General features: G+C 34.8%; 19 protein-coding genes and 2 tRNA genes. 12 read left to right on the forward strand and 9 right to left on the reverse strand.

The window, feature by feature from the left end:
- Position 1 precedes the first annotated feature (1 nt).
- From EKM03_RS02940 to EKM03_RS02965, 6 genes are all read right to left on the reverse strand, one after another.
- Positions 2-1660 (reverse strand): peptidase domain-containing ABC transporter, encoded by a 1659-nt coding sequence (locus EKM03_RS02940; protein ID WP_126458833.1) that lies wholly within the window; start codon positions 1658-1660, stop codon positions 2-4.
- A 21-nt stretch (positions 1661-1681) separates the two neighbouring features.
- The gene (locus EKM03_RS02945) at positions 1682-2353 is read right to left on the reverse strand and encodes a TetR/AcrR family transcriptional regulator (RefSeq protein WP_126458836.1); all 672 of its coding nucleotides are present in this window, start codon (positions 2351-2353) and stop codon (positions 1682-1684) included.
- Between the two features lie 351 nt (positions 2354-2704).
- On the reverse strand, positions 2705-3343 hold the full coding sequence (locus tag EKM03_RS02950; protein ID WP_126458839.1) for a leucine-rich repeat domain-containing protein: 639 nt from the start codon (positions 3341-3343) through the stop codon (positions 2705-2707).
- 344 nt (positions 3344-3687) lie between these two features.
- Positions 3688-5205, reverse strand: coding sequence for a 2,3-bisphosphoglycerate-independent phosphoglycerate mutase (gpmI, locus tag EKM03_RS02955; protein WP_126739850.1), 1518 nt, complete (start codon positions 5203-5205; stop codon positions 3688-3690).
- Between the two features lie 141 nt (positions 5206-5346).
- Entirely contained in the window at positions 5347-7752 is a 2406-nt protein-coding gene (locus EKM03_RS02960) for a DUF5916 domain-containing protein (protein ID WP_126739851.1), read from the reverse strand.
- A 132-nt stretch (positions 7753-7884) separates the two neighbouring features.
- Positions 7885-10278: a DUF5916 domain-containing protein gene (locus tag EKM03_RS02965; protein ID WP_126739852.1), complete on the reverse strand. Its 2394-nt coding sequence runs from the start codon at positions 10276-10278 to the stop codon at positions 7885-7887.
- 189 nt (positions 10279-10467) lie between these two features.
- Between EKM03_RS02965 and EKM03_RS02970 the strand changes: the two genes are divergently transcribed.
- The 3 genes from EKM03_RS02970 to EKM03_RS02980 all read left to right on the forward strand — a co-directional run bounded on the left by EKM03_RS02970 (position 10468) and on the right by EKM03_RS02980 (position 12138).
- Positions 10468-11190, forward strand: a complete 723-nt coding sequence (locus tag EKM03_RS02970) for a murein L,D-transpeptidase catalytic domain family protein (protein WP_126739853.1) — start codon at positions 10468-10470, stop codon at positions 11188-11190.
- 757 nt (positions 11191-11947) lie between these two features.
- Positions 11948-12020: transfer RNA gene (locus tag EKM03_RS02975), tRNA-Gly, on the forward strand.
- Positions 12021-12065: 45 nt separating this feature from the next.
- Positions 12066-12138 (forward strand) — tRNA-Gly (locus EKM03_RS02980).
- Between the two features lie 55 nt (positions 12139-12193).
- Here the strand turns inward: EKM03_RS02980 and pepE are convergent.
- Positions 12194-12901 carry a dipeptidase PepE gene (gene pepE / locus EKM03_RS02985; RefSeq protein WP_126458855.1) on the reverse strand — a complete coding sequence of 236 codons (708 nt, stop codon included), beginning with the start codon at positions 12899-12901 and terminating at the stop codon, positions 12194-12196.
- A 149-nt stretch (positions 12902-13050) separates the two neighbouring features.
- Here pepE and EKM03_RS02990 point away from each other — a divergent pair, with 149 nt between their 5' ends.
- The 7 genes from EKM03_RS02990 (at position 13051) to EKM03_RS03020 (ending at position 19632) form a co-directional block, all read left to right on the forward strand.
- Positions 13051-13806, forward strand: a complete 756-nt coding sequence (locus tag EKM03_RS02990) for a hypothetical protein (RefSeq protein ID WP_126515866.1) — start codon at positions 13051-13053, stop codon at positions 13804-13806.
- Entirely contained in the window at positions 13796-14524 is a 729-nt protein-coding gene (locus tag EKM03_RS02995; protein WP_233584050.1) for a carboxypeptidase-like regulatory domain-containing protein, read from the forward strand. The genes EKM03_RS02990 and EKM03_RS02995 overlap by 11 nt, the downstream gene beginning before the upstream one ends.
- A gap of 377 nt (positions 14525-14901) precedes the next feature.
- Complete coding sequence (locus tag EKM03_RS03000) at positions 14902-15657, forward strand: hypothetical protein (protein ID WP_126739855.1); 756 nt, start codon at positions 14902-14904, stop codon at positions 15655-15657.
- A gap of 80 nt (positions 15658-15737) precedes the next feature.
- The gene (locus EKM03_RS03005; protein WP_126739856.1) at positions 15738-16244 is read left to right on the forward strand and encodes a DUF6702 family protein; all 507 of its coding nucleotides are present in this window, start codon (positions 15738-15740) and stop codon (positions 16242-16244) included.
- 59 nt (positions 16245-16303) lie between these two features.
- Positions 16304-18547 (forward strand): M1 family metallopeptidase, encoded by a 2244-nt coding sequence (locus EKM03_RS03010; RefSeq protein ID WP_126739857.1) that lies wholly within the window; start codon positions 16304-16306, stop codon positions 18545-18547.
- A 108-nt stretch (positions 18548-18655) separates the two neighbouring features.
- Positions 18656-19057 carry a twin-arginine translocase TatA/TatE family subunit gene (locus EKM03_RS03015; protein WP_126451902.1) on the forward strand — a complete coding sequence of 134 codons (402 nt, stop codon included), beginning with the start codon at positions 18656-18658 and terminating at the stop codon, positions 19055-19057.
- A complete protein-coding gene (locus EKM03_RS03020) occupies positions 19057-19632 on the forward strand; it encodes a phosphatase PAP2 family protein (protein WP_126554537.1) in 576 nt (191 codons plus the stop codon). Before EKM03_RS03015 ends, EKM03_RS03020 begins: the two co-directional genes overlap by 1 nt.
- Before the next feature lie 128 nt (positions 19633-19760).
- On the opposite strand, the gene EKM03_RS03025 is transcribed toward EKM03_RS03020, so the two are convergent.
- Entirely contained in the window at positions 19761-20402 is a 642-nt protein-coding gene (locus EKM03_RS03025; protein ID WP_126458875.1) for an O-methyltransferase, read from the reverse strand.
- A gap of 80 nt (positions 20403-20482) precedes the next feature.
- Between EKM03_RS03025 and rlmN the strand changes: the two genes are divergently transcribed.
- Both rlmN and EKM03_RS03035 read left to right on the forward strand, forming a co-directional pair.
- The gene (gene rlmN / locus EKM03_RS03030; RefSeq protein ID WP_126554535.1) at positions 20483-21526 is read left to right on the forward strand and encodes a 23S rRNA (adenine(2503)-C(2))-methyltransferase RlmN; all 1044 of its coding nucleotides are present in this window, start codon (positions 20483-20485) and stop codon (positions 21524-21526) included.
- Between the two features lie 64 nt (positions 21527-21590).
- Complete coding sequence (locus EKM03_RS03035) at positions 21591-22568, forward strand: polyprenyl synthetase family protein (protein ID WP_126458881.1); 978 nt, start codon at positions 21591-21593, stop codon at positions 22566-22568.
- A gap of 356 nt (positions 22569-22924) precedes the next feature.
- Here EKM03_RS03035 and EKM03_RS03040 read toward each other — a convergent pair whose 3' ends face one another.
- Complete coding sequence (locus tag EKM03_RS03040) at positions 22925-24496, reverse strand: SusD/RagB family nutrient-binding outer membrane lipoprotein (protein ID WP_126458884.1); 1572 nt, start codon at positions 24494-24496, stop codon at positions 22925-22927.
- Between the last annotated feature and the right edge of the window lie 10 nt (positions 24497-24506).

The following is a 24506-nucleotide window of genomic DNA, read 5'->3' on the forward strand; positions in this document are numbered from 1 at the left end:
ATTATTTTTTTAAATCAAGTTGAATATGCCCATTTTTCATCGTGATTTTTCGATTGCATTTGGTTTCCCAATACGGGTTTTTTGAGGATACGATAATCGTCCATTTATTTTTATCGGATGTAATAAAATCTATAATTTCATTAGCTACTTTTTCATCCATGGTGTCAGTTGGGTCTTCGTAAAAAAGTATTTTGGGTTTGTGAATGATGCTTCTGGCTAATAGTACTTTTTGCGCGTTAGACGAGGATAATTGTCGTCCTTCTGGGTAAATTCGGGTATCTAATCCTTTAGGGAACAATTTGATAAAAGAGGTGAGTTGTACTCCGTCTACCGCCCATTTTATATCTTCGGAACTGACGGAAGGATCGTTAAAAGTAATATTTTCTTGCAAGGTTCCCTCAAAAGGTTTCTCTCCATAAATGACACTTCCTATTTGCGAGAGGTATTGTTTTATGTTTATTTTACGAAAAGTATCGTCATTTACATAAAAGGAACCGCTGGTAGGCTGCAATAAGCCGGATAATATCCTAATTAAAGTTGTTTTTCCAGAGCCATTTTCTCCATTTATTACAATTCGGTCTCCTTGTTCTATTTTTAATGAAATAGAGTTTAAAATTTCTTTTTCTGAATCTGGAAATTTGAATGTAAGGTTTTCTATTTCCATTGAGATTTTATTGTAACAGATGTCACTGTTAACAATGGAAGAATTTTCTAATTCTAAGTCCGTTACCTCTCCAATTTTTTCAATAGATGTGAGTACGTCATAAAAAGTTTCCAATCCAATAATTATTTTTTCGACGGAATTGATAACTAATAAAATAATAATTTCAGCAGCTACAAATTGGCCAATATTCATTTGTTGAGATAAAACTAAGAATCCACCGATGGATAGTAAACTTCCGGTAATGATGACTTTGAAAATAATCAAATGCGTAAATTGTTTTTTGATCACATTAAAATGTTTATCTCGATACACCAGGTAATCGGTTACAATCATGTTGGTTTTTTTTAAAGCAAAATCATAATTTAGCTCGTTTCTAAAACTAAAATTATTGCGAGCTATTTCTTGTAGCCAACTCGCTACCTTGTATTTGAATTTAGATTCTTTTAAGCTCGTTTCCAGTCCGGATTTAAAAGAAAATTTGAAAATAAAATACAGCAATGCAAGCAGTAAAACACCAAATATGATAAAGTAAGGATGGTATAAGGACAATAATATTATCCCGAAAACAATTTGTAACAATGCTGCAGAGAAATCAGTTAGTAACTTTGAAGTCCCTTTTTGAATTATCATTGTGTCAAAGAAACGATTGGCTAGCTCCGGCGGATAGCTGTAGTATAATTCTTTTGATTTTATTTTAGGCAGTCGTGCAGCAAACTCAAAAGAGGAACGTACAAATATTTTTTGTTGTAAGTTTTCCGTAATCCGCAATTGCATGATGGATAAAATACCCACTAATGCCACACCAAAAATGACTAAAATGATTAGCACAATCCATGATGCGCTAACTCTTCCGGATTGGATAAAATTTGTAATTGCCTGTATTCCCAGTGGAAGGGACAAACTGAGTAGTCCGGCAAAAATGGCGTAAAAAAATATTTGATAGACGTCTTTTTTATCTAATTCAAGTAGATTGTAAAATCGTTTTAAGGGAGTCATAATGGGAGTGTTTTTTTTTTTTTAACTTAAAACTTTTTCTGCAAGATTTTGATAAAAATCAGTGGTGCTCTCAGAATCAGTACAATCTGTGATGGTTTTTAAATGATCCATTAAAAAATGTTGGTGCAAACTTCCTTCAACAATTGTTGAAATTAGGGATTTTGAAAAGGGGTATTCCGGATTTACTTCTTTTACAATAGCCACAATTCTATTGATTACTCTTTTGTAAATCAAGAAAAAACCTTCCTTGTTTTCCTGATCGATTTCTTTGGTATGTAACGTTTTAGTAAATTCTGAAATGATAATTTTATTTAGAACGGCCTCGTTAATGTATAAGGCACTATTGTCATTCGTTATTTTTTCAGTAACAATTGTAATGGCTTTTCTGAGTTTTTCTTTGGGATCCAAAACATTTGTGGTTGCAAAAACTAGCTTGTATTCCATCCAACTCCAATGCCAGGACGATAAATAAACCAGTAATTTATGTTTGTTCTCAAAATACCGATAGATGGAACTTTCATTAGATTTGATTTTCTCTCCTAATTTCTTGAAAGTAAAATTATCAAAGCCAATCTCATGGATTAAAAGGATACTTTGCTCTATGATTTTTTTTCCTAAAGCTGATGTCTCAGGATCCTTTACATAGATTTTTTCGTTGATTTGTATTTTTAAATTGGAGAGAACCGTATTCATTTTATTGAAATTTTATATAAATATAGTAGCATTACCAGCTATAAAAAAGTGTTTTACTAAATATATTGTAAGCATTGAATTTAGATACATTTATTCTCTAATTTCTAGGGATAATTTCTTTAATTTCAGATCCTATATTTGGTTAAAGCGGATGCTTAGCGCACCATAATTAGCAGGATCATTCAGACGAACTGAATAAATTGCAATAGATCTAGTCGTTTTTTGTACTGCCCAAGTTCTTTACTTTTGTTAAAAACAAATAAAAATGTAGCAACTACTCGTTTTAATACGGCCACCATGCTAAAACGTCCAGTCAGTGAATGGTTGCTACTCTATCTTTTTGTGCCTGTCTTATAGATTTACTCTAAAACCAAAATTTAAATTTTCTGTAGACCGCTCTGGAACCATGATTTTATTATCTTTTATTTCTAGCAATTGTAAGTGTTTTAATTGTTTGATTTCTTTTGGAATTTCTTTAAATTGATTGTTGTTCAAATATAAAAATTCTAAATTTTTTAAACTACTGATGGATGATGGCATATTGTTTAAATTGTCATTTTCTAAATGTAATATTCGTAAAGATTTCATTTTGCTCATTATTTCTATATTCGCCTCTAAATTTAAATTTGTTTCATCGTTTAAAAAAAGTTCTTCTAAGCTTTTTAACTTCCAAAAATCTTCTGGCAATACTGAAAAATCATTTCCGCTTAATTCTAGTACTTTAAGTTTTTTTAGTAGTGTTATTTCTTTTGGAATTACCGTTAAATGATCATTTTTCAAACTTAAGTACTCAAGATTTATGAATTTTGACCAGTTAAGGCTGTCCAATTTTAAGGTTTGATTACTCAAATTTAGGCGGAACACTTTCTCGGGCTCCTTTAAAGCCTGTTCTATATTAGTGAACTCTTTTTTGATTTGAATCGAATCAACGATTTGCCCAATACTTATTTGGGTCATTAAAAAAAGGGTGATTGTGTAAAATATTTTCATTGTGTTTGAATTTAGTTTGATTCGTAGGGTTATTACCCGTCTTTTATTTGCTATTGAACACAAGTACAGTAGAATTCATGCTTTCTTGTTAGTGATTGTTTCTTGTTTGCAAATATAATAGTAACGCTATCAAACATAAAAGTATTTAACTTTTTTTTGTAAAAAAAAACTACTTGAATCAAGTAGTTTTTTATTGGGACATTTTTATGTAAGTAATAACCATGGTATAATGGCGTATTTTAAAATCAGGATAAAATTATGTAACAATCTGATTTAAAGCTGTTTTGCTTAAAGTTAATTCTTTTGACTTTACGACTTTTAAACTTTCGACTTACTTAGTATCCTTAAAGTAAGGAATGACAGGTCATAACAGCAGGTTTTTCCACACCCATTAATTCCAAGATTGTTGGAGCAATGTCGCCAAGAACTCCATCATGAATGGTTTTCAAGTCGTTGTCTACTAAAATAATGGGAACGGGATTAGTTGTATGTGCGGTGTTTGGACTTCCATCAGGATTGATCATCGTTTCACAGTTCCCGTGATCTGCAATGACAATGGTAGTGTAATTATGCGCTAATGCAGTTGTGATTACTTTTGCTACGCATTTATCAACGGCTTCACAGGCTTGTATGGCAGCACTCATAATTCCGGTGTGTCCTACCATATCCCCATTGGCAAAATTTAGGCAAACAAAATCTACCTCTTCTTTCTCTAGTTCACAAACTAAAGATTCTGTTAATTCAAAGGCACTCATTTCCGGTTGTAAATCATACGTGGCTACCTTTGGAGAGTTTTTCAGGATGCGGCTTTCGCCAAGAAAAGGCTGTTCTCTCCCGCCAGAAAAGAAGAAAGTCACGTGTGGATATTTCTCCGTTTCGGCAATACGAATTTGCTTTTTATGGGCTTTTTCTAAAACTTCCCCAAGGGTTTCCGTGATATTATCTTTGTTATATACGACTTTTATGTTTTTGTAAGTTTCATCATAATTGGTTAGCGTCACATAATACAAATTGAGTTTGTGCATGTTTTGCTCATGACAATCTATTTGTGTCAATACTTCGGTTAGTTCTCTTCCTCTATCCGTTCTGAAATTAAAGAAAATAACCACATCATCATCTTCTATGGTTGCTACAGGTTTGCCTAGTTCATCCACCATAACTGTTGGGTGAATAAATTCATCCGTTACATTGACGTCATAGCTTTCTTGGATAGAAGCTACTGCATTTGTGGTAGGTGTTCCAATTCCGTTTACCAATAAATCGTAAGCTAGTTTTACTCTTTCCCAGCGTTTGTCCCGATCCATTGCATAATAGCGTCCCACAACCGAAGCCAGTTTTACAGTAGTATTCGCCATATAATCCTGTAAATTCTGAATGTAATGTGTACCGGATTTTGGATCCACATCGCGACCGTCCGTAAAGGCATGAACGAAAACTTTTTGTAATCCGTGTTGTTGTGTAGCGTCAATCAAACCGCGCAAATGAGAGGTGTGTGAGTGTACACCACCATCAGAAACCAGGCCTAAAAAATGTACTTTTTTATTGTGTGTTCTGGCATACGTAAAAGCATCAACTAAAACGGGCTCCTTTGCTAAAGTTTCATTTGCAACAGCAAGGTTAATCTTAGCTAAATCCTGATATACAATTCTACCTGCGCCAAGATTCATGTGTCCTACTTCACTGTTTCCCATTTGGCCTTCAGGAAGTCCAACATTTAAACCGTCAGTTCGTAGTTGAGCACTGGGGTAATTTTTATATAGGCTATTAATAAAAGGGATATTGGCATTGTCGATTGCAGAAACTTTTGGGTCAGGAGATTTTCCCCAACCATCCAGAATCATAAGAATTACTTTTTTGTTCATGGAAATTTATTTTAAACAAAGATAAAACATTTCTAAAAAGGTTCGAATGAATCAAAAACACTATTATTCATTCTAAGGGGATCACCTGCAAATAATGATTATTTTGCTATAGAAAAGGGACTTTTTTGAAATAAACGTATTTTAGAATTTGTTCTTAACCTCATTGTAATCGATAAAATAGCGAATGCTTATCGAAAAAACATGACTTAGTGCTTCGTTGTTCAATAAATTAGTGACATTCTCACTAAATTCTTTATTAATATTTCTTTCAAATGCAGCTGCATTATTTCGATAGAGAACGGACACTTGGCTACCGGGGGCAAACCACCAGGAATAGGATAAATCCGTATTCCAGGAGTAAAAACTGGAATTTTTATTGCTAGTGTAGGCCATAAAATTAGCCAATCTGCCGTTTTGTTGCAATGACAATGCGTTTTTGTTTTCAGCATACGACCAGTATTGACGTATTGAGAGATTAAAAGTCATCTGACTGTTTAATGAATATTTCCCTGAAAGAGTATTAGAATACGTAATTACATTTCTATTGGCAAAAACAATTGTGTTTGGTGTGGTTGCATTCATGTCGTCATTCACACTGTCTACATACCCTTTGTTATTGTTTTGTCTCAAAAAGTTGAAATTGTAATTCAAAGATAATTTATCGCTAAATCGGTATCTCGGACCTAAAGAAAACCCATAAGAGTTTCTTCCGGTTTCATCAAAAATTGCAAATGAAGGGTTAAAATTAATTGCAAATGGATTATTATAATTTGAAGAAAGATAAACAAAGCCACCAATTTTGGTTGGTTTTATTACAAATCGATCTGCCGATCTGGGTTCATAATAATCAAATGTTTCTAATGGATTGGCATCAATTCCCATTCCAAAATAATGATTTTTTTTGTTATTTGAGTTAATCTGAAAGCTGATGTTGCTGGACTGCACTTTGCCAGTTTCTTTTTGAAATTGGGAATACATATTTATTCGAGCATTAAAAGTGTTGAAATACTTCGTTGGATTCAATATTCGATAACTGGAATTGCCATAAATGCTATAATAATTAGTCTCGAAATTGATTCCTAAATCATTGTTGTCGAAATTTTTAGTTGTGATATCAGCGCCCAGCCCGTAACGAAATTTTCCGCTGGTTTCAGAGAAATTCAATTGGGAGTTAATCCCTGTTTTCTCTTCGGTATCATTTATGTAACTGTACTTAAAATCTCCTGAAATGTTGTAGGTGTTCTTTTTTGTATTCAAATCCCAAACTAATGCCGTAACATTCCCATCACGAAAATGTCCGTTCCGAGTTACATTGGTGTTTACAAATGCAACTGAGGAGTTTTTGCGAAAGCGCTGGTCTAAAACCAATACACTATAGTTAGCCAGAGGTTCAAGTTCAGTTCTTAATGCCCTGCTTTCATTGTTGAAAATAGTCGTTGGGGTATTTTTAGTAACAGCGTTCAAAATTCCGATTCCTAATCCGTCTTTAGTTCGTCCCGAAATTTTAAAGGCATTAATAAGACTAATATTTGGGGCTTCCGCAAACGATTCATTTTTATTTAGTTTGTAGGAGGGCGTTCCCCCAATCCGTCTGGAATATAGTAGATTGCCTTTGCTGAACAAATCCGTTCCCTCTGTAAAAAAAGGTCTGTTTTCGTTGAATTGCTGTTCAAAAGGACCGAGATTTAGAATTTTATCATCAAATTTTGTTTGTCCAAAATCAGGCACAAGGATCATGTCCAGAGTAAAAGCATCATTTATTCCGTACTTCAAATCCAATCCGCCTTTGAGTGTCCCGATAGTTTTTTCTTGGCTGTTTGCATTTACATAAAAGGAAGAATACGGCAAAAGAAAGAGTCGGGTAGGTGGTTTTATATTTTCAATTCCTTCCAGAATTCCGGTTTGCTGGGTAAAGGTGCCTAATTTAGAATCGATGAAATTCCAAGTGTATTTATGACGGTCTCGTCGTATTTCCCTAAAGAAATTAAGTCCCCAAGTTTGTTTCTTTTCTCCCGAAAAACGCAAGGCTGCATAGGGAATTCGCATTTCTACAATCCAGCCTTTTTTCGTAATTACTGCTTTGCTATTCCATACGGCATCCCAGGAATAATCTTCGCCATTGGTATCTGTAGTGATGCAATCAGCCTGACCGTCTGCTGCATTGACAAAAAATTGAAAATCTTGTTGCCCATCATTAAAACCATTTATAAAAACGCCAAAAAGATCAGTAGTGCCAAAATTATCTCTTTGGGTAATTTCTCTCAGGATTTTATCAGGATTTTCATCATACATAGTTGCGCCAATATATAGGGCATCATTATCGTAGACTATGCGAACCTCTGTTCTTTTATTGTCAGGAATTTTTTTGCCGTTATCAGGTTCAAACATGATAAAATCAGTCGCTATTGCTGCGGATTGCCATGTCGCTTCATCTAGGTTTCCATCGATAGTAATTTTATCCGAAATAAATTTAGTGTGTAATACTTTTTTTTGGCTGTAGCCAATAAAAGAGAGTGCTAAAAAACAAAATAAGAAAGAATTCTTCATGAAATAGTTCAATGGTTGGAACAAAATTAGAAAAACTAAAATAGTTTCAAAGTGAAAATGTACCAATTCACACAATAGTTTATTCTACTAGACTTTCTTTTCAATGGAATGTTACAGTTTGATTCAAAAAAATTAAAATTTATTTTTGATCACATTGTAGTCTATAAAATAGCGGATGCTAATAGAAAGCACATTGGTCAGGTCACTGTTGAAAATGTTTTTAAGATTTGCAGACAAATCTTTTTCCACCATATCTGTTCTTTCTATACCAAAATTCCGGTACAAAACAGAGATTTCACTTCCTGGAGCAAACCACCAGGAATAGGATAAATCGAAGTTCCAAGAATTAAAATTCCTGTCTTTATTTTGTGCGTAGGTATTGTTTGGAGTCAAATAACCGGAGTTTTGTAAGGTAAGGAATTTATGATTTTTTGAATAGGACCAATAATAGCGTGCGGTTAGGTTTACAGTCATTCTATTGTTGATCGCATATTTTCCGGTAAAATCATTTTGGGCAGTTTCTCTGCTGCGTTCTGCAAAAATTATCCCCGTAGGATCCGAATCTACCCAGCCACGATCATTGGTTTTGTTAAAATAATCCAATATGTAAGTAATGGAAAGTCTGTCGTTAAATCGGTATTTTGGACTTATATACAACCCATAAACGTTTCGGTTCTTTTCATTGTATTTTGTGAAGGAAGGCTGGAGTACTAATGTAAAAGGATTGTTGTCGTTAGACGTGAAATTTACTGCTGCAAAAACTTTTTCCGGGAGAAATACATATTTGCCATATTCTCGTGGTTCATAAAAATCATAGGTTTTCAATGGAGAAAACTCTACTACAAATTCTAAAGCGTCGTTATTTAATGTTGTGGCCTTAGTTTCTGTTCCAAAAGCACCAGTCTGTAACTTACCGGAGGTGTTGTCCATTTCAAAATTGACATATTGATTGATTCTGAAGGTATTAAATAGTTTTGTCGGATTTACAATTCTGTAGCTTCCATTTGCATAGGCATTGTGGTAATTAGAATAAAAATTGATTCCTAAATCATTGATGTCATAGTTTTCGGAGACGTATTTTCCAGAAAATCCATACCGATATTTCCCACTCGTTTTGGCAAAACCTATTTCTGTTTTAAATCCGTCGTAATCTTCAGTCGTTTTGATGGAACTGTATTTGAAATCGCCATACAAACTATAGGTATTGGCTTTTGTATTCAAATCAAATAACAATGCAGAGGTATTTGCATCTCTGAAATCGCCATTTCTGGTGGTGTTTGCATTTATAAAAGAAACAGATGAGTTTTGGTTAAAACGTTGATCTACTACAAACAGATTATAATTAGTCAAAGGTTCAATTACTTCTTTTCTAGTTTGGCCGGTGTCGTTGTTTAAAATAGTAGCTTTAGTCTTTTCCGTAACGGCATTCAGGAATCCAATTCCCAATCCTTTCTCGGTTCGGCCGGATATTTTTACGGCATTCAGTAAGTTTACGGTACTGGGATAATTTGTTATTTCTTCTTGATTATCAAGGAGTAATTCTGTAGTGGATCCTCCGCCAATTCGTCTGGAATAAAACAAACCACCTTTGTTAAAAAGATCGGTTCCCTCTGTAAAAAAAGGCCGGTTTTCTTCTAATTGTTGCTCAAATGGTTCTAAATATAATATTGCATTATCAAATTTTGTCTGACCAAAGTCAGGTACCAAAATAGCATCTAATGTAAAGGAATCATTGATGCCGTATTTGATATCCAAGCCCGCTTTTAAAGTAATGCCGGAGCCTATCGCACTTTGTTGGTAATACGCCGATGAATACGGAATCAAAAAAAGTCGTGTCGGTGTCTTTATATTTTCAATTCCCTGCAGGATTCCCGCTTGCGGAATTACGGCTCCAATTTTAGTATCAATCCTATTCCATGTATATTTTTGTACGTCGCGCTTGATTTCCCGCATAAAGTTTAACCCCCAGATTTGTTTGTCCGCTTTGGAAAATCGTAAAGCGGCGTAGGGAATCTTCATTTCTACAGTCCAGCCAAATTCAGTGAGCGTTACTTGGCTGTCCCAAATGGCATCCCAACTAAAATCTTCAAAATCTTCCGTTGCTATACAGTCCATTTGTACGCCTGCCGCACTTACAAAAAAACGAAAATCTTGCTGGCCATCATTGAATCCGTTGATATAGACGGAAAAATGATCGGAAACGCCAAAAATATCTCTATTCGTAATTTCTTTCTGAATTTTATCAGGTTCGTCATCATATAGCAGTGCTGAGATGTAAATGGCATTATTGTCATACAATATTTTCACCTCTGTTTTTTTATCCGCACTGATTGGTTTGCCATTATCAGGCTCAAACATGATAAAATCCGAAGCTACTGCGGCGGTTTTCCATATTTCCTCATTAAATCTTCCGTCAATTATAATGTTTTCTGTGGTGGGTTTTGCCTGAAGCGTTTTTTTTTGACTTTGTGCATTCAAACTAGAGAATATGAAATATAATAAAGTGATAGGTAGTAATTTGAACATAAATCTGAAGGATAATTGAACAAAAATAGTAAAATTAACATATAAATGGTATTTTTTTTAAGTTTATTACTCAATATTTTGTCACTTTTTTCGTTAGAGTTAGAATAAACTTTGTTAAAAAGTGGTTTCTGGCTTGATTTTTAACGTACGTTTGCAATCCTCAATTAGTCCATAACTTAAAGACAATCAATGATTTATAACATATTTCTTACTATTTTTTTGCTGCTAGTTTCGTTTGTGCCAATCAAAAACAACTTTCCTGAACCAAAGACACACACGCCAGTGATTTACGCTGAAGCTGTGAAACCGAGTTTAGACGATAATATTACAGTGGCATATAATAATTTGCATTCCAATAAATTTGCACTGCCTAAATTAGAAAGTTTCTCCGAAGCGCTAAAAGGATACTATTTGTTGAAAGAAAAAGGATTAGTCAAGAAGGAAATTTTGACCTTAATTGATTTTAGTTTGTCTTCTAATATTAAAAGACTCTGGGTGATTAATCTGGGTACCGGTGAGGTCTTATTTAATTCTTTGGTTGCACATGGTAGAAATACGGGCGATGAATTTGCTTCTAATTTTTCAAATACTGCGGAATCCTTTAAGAGTAGTTTAGGCTTTTATTCGACAGGTGAAATTTACGCTGGTAAACATGGGATGTCACTTCGATTAGATGGTCTGGAAAAAGGAGTAAATGATAATGCCAGAGCAAGAGGCGTGGTGATGCATGCAGCAGAGTATGTTTCTAATTCATTTATAAAAAATAATCAAAGATTAGGAAGAAGTTTGGGTTGTCCTGCTGTTCCTGTAACCTTGTCTAAAGCAATTATCAGTGTTATCAAAGATAAATCCTGTTTCTTTATTTATCATTCTTCAAGAGTGTCAAAATTTGGATCCAAATCAGTTTTGTAATTTGCCGTATAAAGCAGCATCAAAAGTATCGCTATCATCTTTAAAAATCAATTTATTGTTCTCGCTCCAAGCAGTCCAATATAAGAGATGAAAGGCGACTTTTTTTTTGATTTTGACAAATTTTGTTCTTTCGTTCTGTAACGTTTCTTTGATTTATTCCAGATTCCAATTGAATCCGTCGTTCAGTAAATATTCCGTTACTATTAACTCCTTTGTAAAATATTCTGTTTTTTTGTAAAAGCCAAGGACTTCTTTTGGGTCGTTGAACTAAATTACATTTGGTTTCTGTTTGAGATGCCGTTTTTCTCCGGTAACAATTCGTTTTTTGCCTAAACCAGTTTGTTTGATACTGTTTTAGAATGGTCATTACCCATATTTGAAATTGCTTATTTTGGTAAATAAATCATTTTTAGCCTTGAATACGAGGGCTATTTTTAAGAGATTATAGCAACATACTATTCAAAACGGCAAGTTGTTGCTCAAGTATCTTCGTCAAAACGACCGTTTTCTAGCGAGTTCTCCTCCCTAAATTTAGGATATTGTACTGAAAAAGTCTCCAAACAGCCCTTTTTTTGATATTTTGCTTTATTTTTTTTAAGTATTTTTTGAGTGCTATAAGGATATAATATTTTCATATTAAATTCTTTATGATTTGAATCCTCTTTTAAAAAAAGACTGTCGGAGTAAGTTTGAGACTTTTTAAGAAAAAAACTTGCATTGAAGCAAACTTATTAATTATATTTGCACCGTTGTTAATGCGAAAGTAGCTCAGTTGGTAGAGCTCCAGCCTTCCAAGCTGGTTGTCGCGAGTTCGAGCCTCGTCTTTCGCTCTGAATTTCAAATTTTAGTTTGAAATTTTATTTTACTGTTATCATGCGAAAGTAGCTCAGTTGGTAGAGCTCCAGCCTTCCAAGCTGGTTGTCGCGAGTTCGAGCCTCGTCTTTCGCTCTTTCAAGCCAAAACATAATTGTTTTGGCTTTTTTTTGTGTCATTTATTTTAGGATTACTTTACAAAACTCAAATCAGTTCCGCTTTCTAGTTCTTCAGGACTTTGATTTTGTCGAAACAATCGTGCGGTCAGATTGCCTTTCAGGGTGATTGAATCTCCTTTTATATCCAGCCAGCTTCCTTCTCTCAATCCTAAAACCGGAACAGTATTAAATGCATGGTATTCTTTAATTCGGGTTTCGCGAGTTTCGCCCATGTGTGTTGAAGTAGTATCCGGATCTAAATAATGCGGATTCAAATTGAAAGGAACCAATCCCAGCGTTTGAAAACTTGGGGGATAAACTATTGGCATGTCATTTGTTGTTTGCATCGTTAATCCGCAAATGTTACTTCCTGCGCTTGTTCCAAAATACGGAGTTCCGTTTTTTACCACATCAGTGAGGGTTTCCATAAGGTTGTTTTTGTATAATTGTGATACTAAAACAAATGTATTTCCACCTCCTGTGAAAATTCCTTCTGCTTTTTTTACAGCTAATGTGGTGTTTTCAAACTCATGAATTCCAATTATTTCTTTATTTATTTTGGCGAAAGCCAAGCGTACCATTGCAGTATACTCTTTATGAGAGATCCCACCAGGTTTGGCGTAAGGAATAAAGAGAATTGTATTACAGTTTTGAAAATGCACTTGTAATTCTGGTAATAAATAGTCCAGATAGTTCTCGTTTGCAAGAGTAGATGTGCTTGCAATTAGGATGTTTTTCATTTTTTTTGACACATAATTTGCGCTAAAGGTATTAAATCAGGCTTTTTTATTTCAAATTTTTAATTAACATTTTTTTACCAGGGCATTAGTAATTAATTTGGAGTGCATTAAGATACTTTTACGATAAGTCAGTAAGGACTTTAAGAACGATGATTAGAATTATGTATTTGTTTTTGGCTTTTGCAACAACAGCGGCGATGTCACAAGAAGGAAGCCGAATACAACTGAACGGAAAAGTGACAGCTGATGTTTCTGTTCCGGAAGGGGTTTATGTCATAAATAAAAAAACAGAGAAGACTTCTATTACGGGTCAGGATGGTAACTTTTCTATTATGGCTGCCGTTGGTGATACGTTGTTGTTTTCAGCAGTGCAGTTCAAAGATACCAAAATACTTTTGACCCAAGTCCATTTTGATCAAGGGATTCTTTTTGCAAAAGTAACGCCCATCGCGAATCAATTACGGGAAGTTATTGTTCGAAATGGGATCAATGCAGTATCAATGGGGATAATTCCTAGAGAGCAAAAAATTTACACCCCTGCAGAACGCAAATTATATACTGCCAGCAATCTTAATGCCAGTGCTAATGTGGGTAGCATGATGGGAGGGTCCGTGTCAGCAGATCCGTTATTGAACTGGATTTCAGGAAGAACAAAAATGCTAAAAAAAGAACTTGAAGTGGAGCAGAAAGAATCCTATTTGAGGCAATTAGAGAACCTGTTTGCCGTTGATTATTTTGTGAGTAAGTTTAAAATACCGGTTGAGTATGTCAAAGGATTTAAACATTACAGCCTTGAAAACGAACGATTTGTGGCTGTTTTGAAATCTAAAAATGTGATGATGACCACTTTTTTGATGGGGGAATTAGCTATAAAATATAAAGAAATAATTGCCAGTGAAAATTAAAAATACCTTACAGTTGTTATTCTTTCTCGTAGTTCAAGCCACTTTTGGACAGGTAGAAACGGTCAAGGAAATTCGAGGAAAAATCACTTCGGATTCTGTTGCCGTGGATCGCATTAATATTGTAAATATATCAACAGGAAAAGCAACAGTGTCACAGGGTAATGGCTTTTTTGTTATACCTGCAAAAGAAGGCGACGTTTTAGTCTTTACTGCCGTTAATCTGGAAACATTACGCCGAAAAATTAATAAACAAGATGTATTAGAAACGGTTTTTTCGGTGATAATGATCCCAAAAAGCATTGTTCTGAATGAGGTTGTAGTCGGTGAATCTTCGATTTCAGCAGAGAGTTTAGGGATTATTCCCTACGGTCAAAAGAAATATACGCCTGCTGAGAGGAAATTATACACCGCAACTTCCGGTGGAGGAATTGATGGATTGCTCAATACTATTTCTGGACGAAAAGCCATGTTGAAAAAAGAAATTATAATTGAGAAGAAAGAACAGTTGTTAGCGAGAATTGAGGTGCTTTTTGAGGATAAGTACTATACGCAAACATTAAAAATACCCTCGGATTATATCAAAGGATTTCAATATTATTGTGTAGATAATGTAGCTTTTGCAAATGCTTTGCGTGCTAAAAATAAAACATTGGTTATGTATTTAATTGTAAGCCTTGCTGGAAATTATAACGAAATAATAGCCCTTGAAAATCAATAGTGTTTATCGGGGATGTTATTTTACTAAACCAAATTTCTTTTAGACAAACGCACCATGAAAAGCTGCTAAACAAGATTATTGGAAGAACGAAACGGCTTAAGAAATTAGTTGTTCTAGAGAAAAAAGAAAACGATATCAAATTAATTTCTGAATTGTACATTCCAGAATATTTTACGGTTCAATTGGTGTTTGCAAGTGATTACGTAAATGATTTTAAATATTTTATAGTAGATAATGAATTTTTTTGGAAGTTTTAGTCTCCAAAAATAAACAAAAGACTACTTTTTTTATGGTAGCTTTGGCCGAAGAATATAAAGCTATACTTGCCAAAGAAAATAGACAACAGTCTTTAAAAAAATAATACTAAAAAAATTACAATGAAAACAAGAATAAAAATCATTTGTTTAATTTTCTTTTGCCAATTTTCTTTTGGTCAAAATGAAAGTAGGAAGTCTTTACATGGTCAGTTTATTAACGAATCTGCTTTAGTGGATCACGGGTATGTTTTTAATTTAAATTCAAAAACCAGAACTTTTATAAGTAATCAGGGCTTTTTTGATGTTTTGGCGAAAGCGAAAGATACGTTGCTTGTTTCAAGTAGTTTATTCAAGTCTAAAAAGATAATTGTTGCGGAAAAAGATTTTGAAAAATCATTGTTTGTAATTAATTTAGAGACGCAAACTACGCTGCTCAATGAAGTTATTGTGAAACGCAAAGCCGAAATTAAACCCATAGTAGGGGGTTCGCAGCGCATTGTAGATATGCAATTTGTAGATGACCAAAAATCATCTCCTATCAATAGAACAATGCCGTCAGACGGGACTATAGAAAACGGAATGGATTTTGTCAGAGTGTTCAAAATGGTTTCGAAATTATTTAAGAAAGATTCCGAAGATAAAGCAGGTTTAAATCCAAATGTAGATTTTTCGGATGTAGTCTCGAAAGGAATGGATGCTTATTTTTTTACCAATACATTGAGGTTGAAAAAGGATGAGATAGGTCTTTTTCTGGATTATTGTGAGGGTGATCCAAAAGCAAAAACCCTTTTGAAACAAGAAGATGAGTTTTTGCTGATTGATTTCTTAATTACCAAGAACGAAGAGTTTAAAAGAATTACTACTTTTGAAAAATGAAATCGCCATGATTCCAGAATACAAATAAGATTGAAGAATGGCGATACCATTTTCCGATAAAAAACAAATAGAATCTTCGAATGAAAAAAATAATTTTAATTTCCTTTTTTGGACTGCTATTTTTGACGTTAACTTCGTTCAGTATGCACAAGTTTTACGTGGCATTGTATCAGGTGAATTACGCTCCCGAAAAGAAAATGCTCCAAATCACCTCGCGTATTTTTGTAGATGATTTGAATAGTGCTATCGGAAAAAAGTACAGTAAAAAAATCAACTTGGGTTCTGAGAAAGAAACCGCTGCGGATTTGGTTTTATTGAAAAAGTATTTCACTGAAAAGTTTTCCATAAAAATTAATGGACATCCCACCACGATGTATCTTTTGAGTAAAGAAATGGAAGGCGATGTGCTTATTTGTTATTTGAGCATAAAAGATATTCCAAAAATAACGACTCTTGAAGTGTATAATACAGTCATTATTGAAGTAAATAACGAGCAGCAAAACATCATGCATTTTAAGGTTTTTGGGATTAAAAACACGATGCTGTTTACAGATTCTGTATCAACTGGAGTTTTAAAGTATGAATAAATTTTGAAACGGCTATTTAAAATGCTAATTTCACACAATTAAAGAACCATAAATTTACTATGAAAAAAATATTTTTATTTTTATTTCTTCCTGCGTTGTTAGTTGCGCAAGAAAAATCGACTTCGGTAACGCCAAAACAAATTGGAAGGTACGATACCAATAAGTTTAGTCAAATGTATGATTTGTTAGCTACGCCTAACCTATTTCGTACGGCTTCAGGAGCTCCGGGTCCTGCTTATTACCAGCAACAAGCTGATTATAAAATCAATATTGATTTAGACGACAAAAATTCTAAGCTAACAGGCTCTGAAACTATTACGTATTATAATAATTCACCTGATACCTTAGAATATTTGTGGGTACAACTAGACCAAAATCAATCCGCTAAAAATTCGCAAACCCCTTTAGCAGAAAGCCAAAGAATGGAACAGGTTTTTCCGGCGGGAAACTTCACAAATAAGTTTTTAAAACAAGAATTAGAGCGTGGTTTTAATATTGACTTTGTAAAAGACGCGAAAGGAAATCCGTTATCTTTTACGATCAACCAAACCATGATGCGTATTAATTTAGAGACACCGATGAAACCAGGAGAGAAATTCTCTTTTGCAATCAATTGGTGGTATAATATCAATAATTACAGAGCTGAAGGCGGCCGATCCGGGTATGAATTATTTGAAAAATCAGGAAATAAATTATATGTAATTGCGCAGTTTTATCCTAGAATGGCAGTATACAATGATGTTGAAGGATGGCAGAATATGCAATTTTGGGGAACGGGAGAGTTTACGTTGCCTTTTGGTGATTTTGATGTGAACATCACGGTACCTGCAGATCATATTATGGAAGCTACGGGTGATCTTATGAATAGGAGTGAAGTGTTTACGGCGGCGCAACTAAAAAGATATGAGTTAGCACAAAAAACGTACGACAAACCTGTAGTTGTTGTTACGCAAGCAGAGGCGGAAGCTAGCGAAAAAGGATTTTCAGATAAGAAAAAAACATGGAAATTTAGCGCTAAAAACGTGAGGGATTTTGGTATTGCTACTTCTAGAAAGTTTATATACGATGCAATGGCCGTTAAATTGAATGATAAAACGGTAATGGCAATTTCAGTTTATCCAAAAGAATCCAATCCACTTTGGGGAGAAACGGCAACAAGAACCGTAGCACACACGCTGAAAAGTTATTCAGCGCATACTTTTGACTATCCTTATCCTAAAGCAGTTTCAGTATCTGCTGAAGATCAAGGAATGGAGTATCCAATGATTTGTTGGAATTACGGGCGTCCAGATGAAAAAGGTGTTACTAGTGATCGCATAAAAAATGGAATGATAGGTGTAACAATTCATGAAGTAGGACACAATTTCTTTCCTATGATTGTAAATTCTGATGAACGTCAATGGTCCTGGATGGATGAAGGATTGAATACCTTTATGCAGTATATGGCAGAGCAAGAAATGGGAACTAATTTTCCTTCCAGTCGTGGTCCAGCAAGTAAGATCGTTCCGTACATGAGCGGGGATCAAAAATTCTTGGAGCCTATTATGTCTAATTCGGAGACAATAGTTCAATTTGGGGCAAACGCCTACGGAAAGCCAGCAACAGGCTTAAATATCCTTAGAGAAACTATCATGGGAAGAGAGTTGTTTGATCATGCTTTTAAAGTATATGCAAACCGATGGAAATTCAAGCACCCAACACCAGAAGATTTTTTTAGAACTATGGAAGATGCTTCTGCAGTAGATTTAGATTGGTTTTTCAGAGGTTGGTTCTACTCCACGGATTTTGTAGATATAGGCATCAAGGAAGTTAAACAATATTATGTTTCACTGACTCCCACGAAAGATTTAAAAGACGCCACAGTACGAAGAGGTCGTTTTGGACAAGAAAAAGGACCCTTCCTTTATTTAGTCCCAGAAACAAGTGAAGAATTGTCCGCTAAAGATAAAAAAGCATTGGCAATTGCAGATGTAAATTTACTTTCGGAGTATGTAAATCAAAATTTTACTGCAGATGAAAAAGCTAAACTTAAATCGCCAAAGTATTTCTATGAAGTAGATTTCAACAAGCCAGGCGGTATGTTAATGCCAATCATTGTTGAGCTAACCTATGAAGATGATACAAAAGAAACCTTCAAATATCCTGCGCAAATCTGGAGAAAAAACAATGATACGGCTAAGAAAGTGTATGCAACTGAAAAAGCAATCAAAAAAATCCAGATAGATCCAAAATTAGAAACAGCTGATATTGATGTAACCAATAACACGTGGCCAAAAGAAGAAGTGAAGTCTAAATTTGATTAAATAAACGGTACTGCTAAAAAAAGACTCTAAAAAGAGTCTTTTTTTATGAAAAAATTAAAACGCAAAGTTTCAAAATTAGGTATCTTTGTAGCAACTAAAACAAAAAATATGTTTGGCATAGGAGGAGGAGAATTAATATTTATTATGTTTATAGTGCTCATGCTTTTTGGGTCAGATAAAGTACCTGAAATGGCACGTACGATGGGTAAAGCAATGGCGCAATTGAAAAATGCAACTAACGATATAAAAAGCGAAATTCAAAAAGGAGCAGAGGCGAATGGGTTTGACACCAAATCTTTGAGCGATTTTCGAGGTAATATTACGACTGAAATCAATAAGGCAAAGGACAATTTGATGGGGGATACCTCGCAATTTAAAAACATTACAGAAGGCGTATCGACCGAAATTAATAAAACTACTGAGAGTTTACGGGAAGAAACAACTTCGCAGATCAACACAACAAAAGAAATTATTGAAGATGCCGCAGGTCCCATAAAACGTCAGGTATAATGATAGAAAAAATAGTATCCCTTGATACCCAGTTATTTGTTTATTTGAATGGTTTAGGTTCGACCACTTATGATGGGTTTTGGCTGTTTATCACCAGTCAATTCAATTGGATTCCGCTTTTTTTGCTTTTGTTGTATTTCATTTATAAAAAATTAGGCCTACAGCAAACCTTATATGTATTGTTGTTTGCAGCTCTTTTAGTGACAATTACAGATCAGACAACGAACTTATTCAAGAACGGATTTCAACGATTGCGTCCCTGTAATAATCCGGAAATCAATTCCTTTATTCGTATTGTGCAAGTCCGCAATTCCTTTAGTTTTTTCTCGGGTCACTCCTCAAACACAATGGCTGTTTGCGTTTTTTTATACTTTGTTCTCAAAAAAACGACTAAATATATGGCCTTTCTGTTCTTATGGCCTTTAGTTTTTGCCTACAGTAGAATCTATTTAGGATTGCATTATCCATTGGATATTTTATCCGGCTATTTATGTGGCGTTATTTTTGGAACACTTATGTTTAAAGGATATACAATAGCACAGAAAAAATATTTCCCAGTTAATCCTATCAAGTAGCAGGAGTCGTTTCCTGCTCTAGACTGTATTTCCGATATAAAACTACGATTAAAGATCTTGTTTTTCTACATCGGGAGATGTCGTTCCTGCCGGGGCTAAGGTATTTGGTTTCAAAAAAAGATTGCTAACTAAAGCACTCTGCTCACTGTCAATCCATCACGAATAGGCAATAAAACAGTTTCTATACGGGGGTCATTTTTTAATAATTGATTGTAGGCTTGTAATACTTTTGTACTCACATCATTGGTTTGTAAGGGTTCCAGAACTTTTCCGCTCCACAAAACATTATCGGATAGGATAACGCCGCCTTTATTCATTTTAGGAACAATCATTTCAAAATAATTCAGATAATTTTCTTTATCAGCATCGATGAAGACCAAATCAAATTGCAGTTCTAAAGTTGGGATTATGGCTGTTGCTTCACCTAAATGTTGTACAATTTGCTTTCCCCAAGATGACTTGTCAAAATGTTTGCGCTGGAAATCAACTAATTCTTCTTTGATGTCAATCGTATGCAATTGACCATTTTCCCGCATGCCTTCGCACAAACATAAAGCGGAATACCCGGTATAAGTCCCAATTTCCAGAATGTTCATAGGTCGAATCAATTTTGATAGCATACTCAACACCCGACCTTGAAAATGACCACTTAACATGCGTGGCAATAAAATTTTCTGGTAGGTTTCTTTATTTAGTGCCGCTAATAAAGCAGGCTCTTTTTCGGAATGTTGCTCGATATAATCTTCTAATTCTTGGGAAATGAAATGCATTAGTTGAGTTTTTTCAATTTGTGACAAAGTTATCAAATTATCAAATCAACAAATCAACAAATTGTCATTAACTTTGCACCATGCAAATCGAGAAAAAAGACATACGAGCGGTATCCAAAGAACAATTACGCGAATTTTTTATCACTAACGGAGACAAAGCCTTTCGCGGAAATCAGGTCTACGAATGGTTGTGGAGCAAAGGTGCGCATAGTTTTGAGGATATGACTAATGTGTCTAAAGAAACGCGTGCTATGCTTGAAACACACTTCGTGATCAACCATATCAAAGTAGATACAATGCAACGCAGTGAAGACGGAACGGTAAAAAATGCTGTACGTTTGCATGATGGGTTGGTGGTGGAATCAGTCTTGATTCCTACTAATACCAGGACTACAGCTTGTGTTTCCAGTCAGGTGGGGTGTAGTTTGGATTGTAATTTTTGCGCTACAGCGCGATTAAAAAGAATGCGAAATCTGGAGCCAGCGGAAATTTATGATCAGGTAATAGCCATTGATAAAGAAAGCCGTTTGTATTACAATCATCCGTTATCAAATATCGTTTTCATGGGAATGGGAGAACCTCTTATGAACTATAACAATGTCTTGAAAGCTATTGAAATGATTGTTTCTCCAGAAGGGTTAGGAATGTCGCCTAAACGCATTATGGTTTCTACTTCAGGAGTGCCTAAAATGATTAAGAAATTAGCGGATGATGAGGTGAAGTTTAAGTTGGCGGTTTCGCTACATTCAGCAATCGATGAAATTCGTTCCAGAATCATGCCGTTTAGCGCAAACTTTCCATTGGCAGAGTTGCGGGAATCATTAGAGTATTGGTACCGAAAAACAAAAAGCAAAATTTCCTACGAATATGTTGTTTGGAAAGATATAAATGACAATAAAGCTTCGATAGAGGCCTTAGTAAAGTTTTGTAAATATGTTCCTTGCAAAGTGAATCTTATTGAATATAATCCCATTGATGATGGGGAGTTTCAACAAGCCTCTGATGAATCAATAGAGGCGTACATAAAAGCGCTTGAGGCTGCCGGAATTGTTGTAAAAGTGCGAAGAAGTCGCGGTAAAGATATAGATGCTGCCTGCGGACAATTAGCAAACAAGGAAGCGTAAAAGGATTCGGTTTTTATGGAAATATCAAAATAATGGCAGGTTAATAATGTACCTTTGAATTCTAATGAATGTGACCTCTAAAATTAAACAGCCCATTTTTGATGAAATGGAACTTTTTGAAAAAAAGTTCTACGAATCGATGACGTCTCAAGTGGCTTTGTTGAATAGAATCACGTATTATATTGTCAATAGAAAAGGAAAACAAATGCGTCCCATGTTTGTTTTTTTGACGGCCAAAATGGTTTCGGCAGGAGTTGTAAACGAGCGTACATATCGCGGCGCTTGTGTTATTGAACTTATTCATACCGCTACATTAGTTCATGATGATGTAGTAGATGACAGCAACCGCAGAAGAGGTTTTTTCTCGCTAAATGCGCTTTGGAAAAATAAAATTGCCGTACTTGTTGGTGATTATTTGTTGTCCAAAGGATTGTTGCTTTCTATAGACAATGGTGATTTCGATTTACTCCGAATTATTTCCGTAGCAGTACGTGAAATGAGTGAAGGGGAATTACTCCAAATTGAAAAAGCCCGAAGACTTGACATTACAGAAGATATCTATTATGAAATCATTCGGAAAAAGACAGCTACACTTATTGCTGCCTGTTGTGCTCTGGGAGCAAGATCAGTAATTGAAGAGGAAGTTCAGGTTGAAAACATGCGCAAGTTTGGAGAACTCATAGGCATGGCTTTTCAAATAAAAGATGATTTATTTGATTATACGGAGGAAGCTATTGGTAAACCAACCGGAATTGACATCAAAGAACAAAAGATGACATTGCCACTTATTCATGTTCTGAATACGTGTACTTCAAAAGAAAAAACGTGGTTGATCAACTCCATAAAAAACCATAATAAAGATAAAAAACGCGTCAAAGAAGTGATTGCTTTTGTGAAAAACAATAACGGATTGCTTTATGCGGAACAAAAAATGGTCGAATTTCAGCAAGAAGCCCTTTTGATTTTGGATAACTATCCCAATTCTGAATTTAAAGAGGCACTTATTTTAATGGTAAATTATGTCATTGAAAGAAAAAAATAACTTTTTTTAAAATTATTTTCTCTCGTTAACTATCCATTTTATTAATTTTTTTAAACCTAAAATTTTGGCAGTGTTTTTCTTTTTAAGAACTCTTGCTGCGTTTCAAACTTGCAAAGGGTTTAGTTTTTAAATGACAGTCTTACTTTGTCTTTTTTTATAACTTACGCAGTGGATTGGAGGACATAAGCACGGCATGAGCCGAATTTGATAGTACGGAGCGTAATTCAAATAAGAAGCTTAATCTGTGTCAAAGGAACTTTTTAAACAAAAAAAAACAGTAGCGAACATTTGTTTACTACTGTTTAAAAATTGTAATTTTTTAGTATTCTTCTTTTTAAAAACTAATTAAAGGATAATTAATTTTTGTCCCAAATCAATTTAGTGGTTAGTAAATCACCACCTATATTAGAGGATGCTTGTTGATAATTTTCGCCGTTTAACTGAGGGGAGTTCACGGGATAATTAAGGCGACTTGGCATTTCTGTCAAATTGTTTAAAGCTTTAAAGGTATAGGTTGTTGCGCCTTCAAAAGGATTATTCAAGGCATAAGTACCGCCTGGTTTCAAGATTGTATTAGGGAATCCAGTTCGTCTGTGTTCTGACCAGGCCTCTGTAGGCTGCATGTAAAGCGCTATGTATTTTTGAGTCAGTACATTTTCTTTTGATGGTGGGGCCAGGTTCGTTAAGTAGGTACTAATTTTAGCTGCTGTGACTCCCCAACGTTCCATGGAAGCTCTTACGCCATTGGTGTAATTTGTATTGTTCCAATTGTTATTTTCGGCCAATAAAAATTCAACTTCCGCATATTCCATAAAGTATTCAGTATAATTAGTTTTAAGAATATTAGAACTAAATCGCGATGTATTAGGTAACTGTGATGGTGCTGATGCACTAGGAATTCCATATGGCATTCCGATATATTGGGCTAAATCATCAGTTTCTGTATACAAGTTGTTACCCACATCTTCTAAGGATGCAGTTATTGGAGCTGCATATTTTTGCAACCTTGGATCCGCACTATTGTTTCCTAAAGTTCCTTTTAATAAGTCTACAAAAGTATTAGAAATCGTAAAATCATCTCTGTTGTTTATAAAAAAAGCAATATAGAGTGGGCTAGGATTGATGGCATCATTTTGATAAGTCAAGCCAACATTATCTGAATTTGAAAGCATAACGCCCGAAGCGATTGCATCAGTAATGTGACCTTCGGCACCAGAAACAACTCCTTTTACTCTGTTTGCTATTCGTAAGCGCAGGGAGTTAGAGAATCTTTTTAGTTTTTGAGCATTTCCCTGAAAAAGTTGATCCCCTCGGGTAAAAACTACTTCAGTAGCTACAATCATTTCAGAGGCTTCTTGTAATTCTTTTAGAATATCAGCATATATTTTTTGCTGACTGGCATATTTGGGTTTCAGAATGCCTTTTTCTAATTGCAAAGCTTGAAAATCGGCATCACTATTTCCGTAAGAGTAATAAGGGACATCACCATAGGTGTCTACTAATTGAGAAAAAGTATACGCCAGCATTATTCTTGCCGCAGCTATTTGATTGTCATTATTTCCATAAGATGACATTTCAGCTCTTGTTGCAGGATCTACATTCAAATCTATGACTAACTTATAATTATTGGCAGCTAAATAATAGGAGTTGTATAAAGCAGTATTGGTTTCCTGTCTGAATTGGAAGCGATCCTCTTCTGTGTAATTTGTCTGTGCCGAATATTGAACCCATGGTAAAGTCATTCTAGCAGAAGAGAATGGGCCTCTGGTTCCGTCCATAATGGCTTTATTGGCAAAGTTGAATACTCCATAGCTAGGTACGGATACCGGTCTGTTTGGGTCATTGTTGATTTCTTCTAAATCAGCGGTGCAGCTTGTGGTTACAAGTATAGCAATAAATGCTAAGGCAGATATGATTCTTTTTTTCATGATTTTTTTA

The organism is Flavobacterium sp. GSP6, assembly GCF_003984855.1.
Taxonomy (GTDB): domain Bacteria; phylum Bacteroidota; class Bacteroidia; order Flavobacteriales; family Flavobacteriaceae; genus Flavobacterium.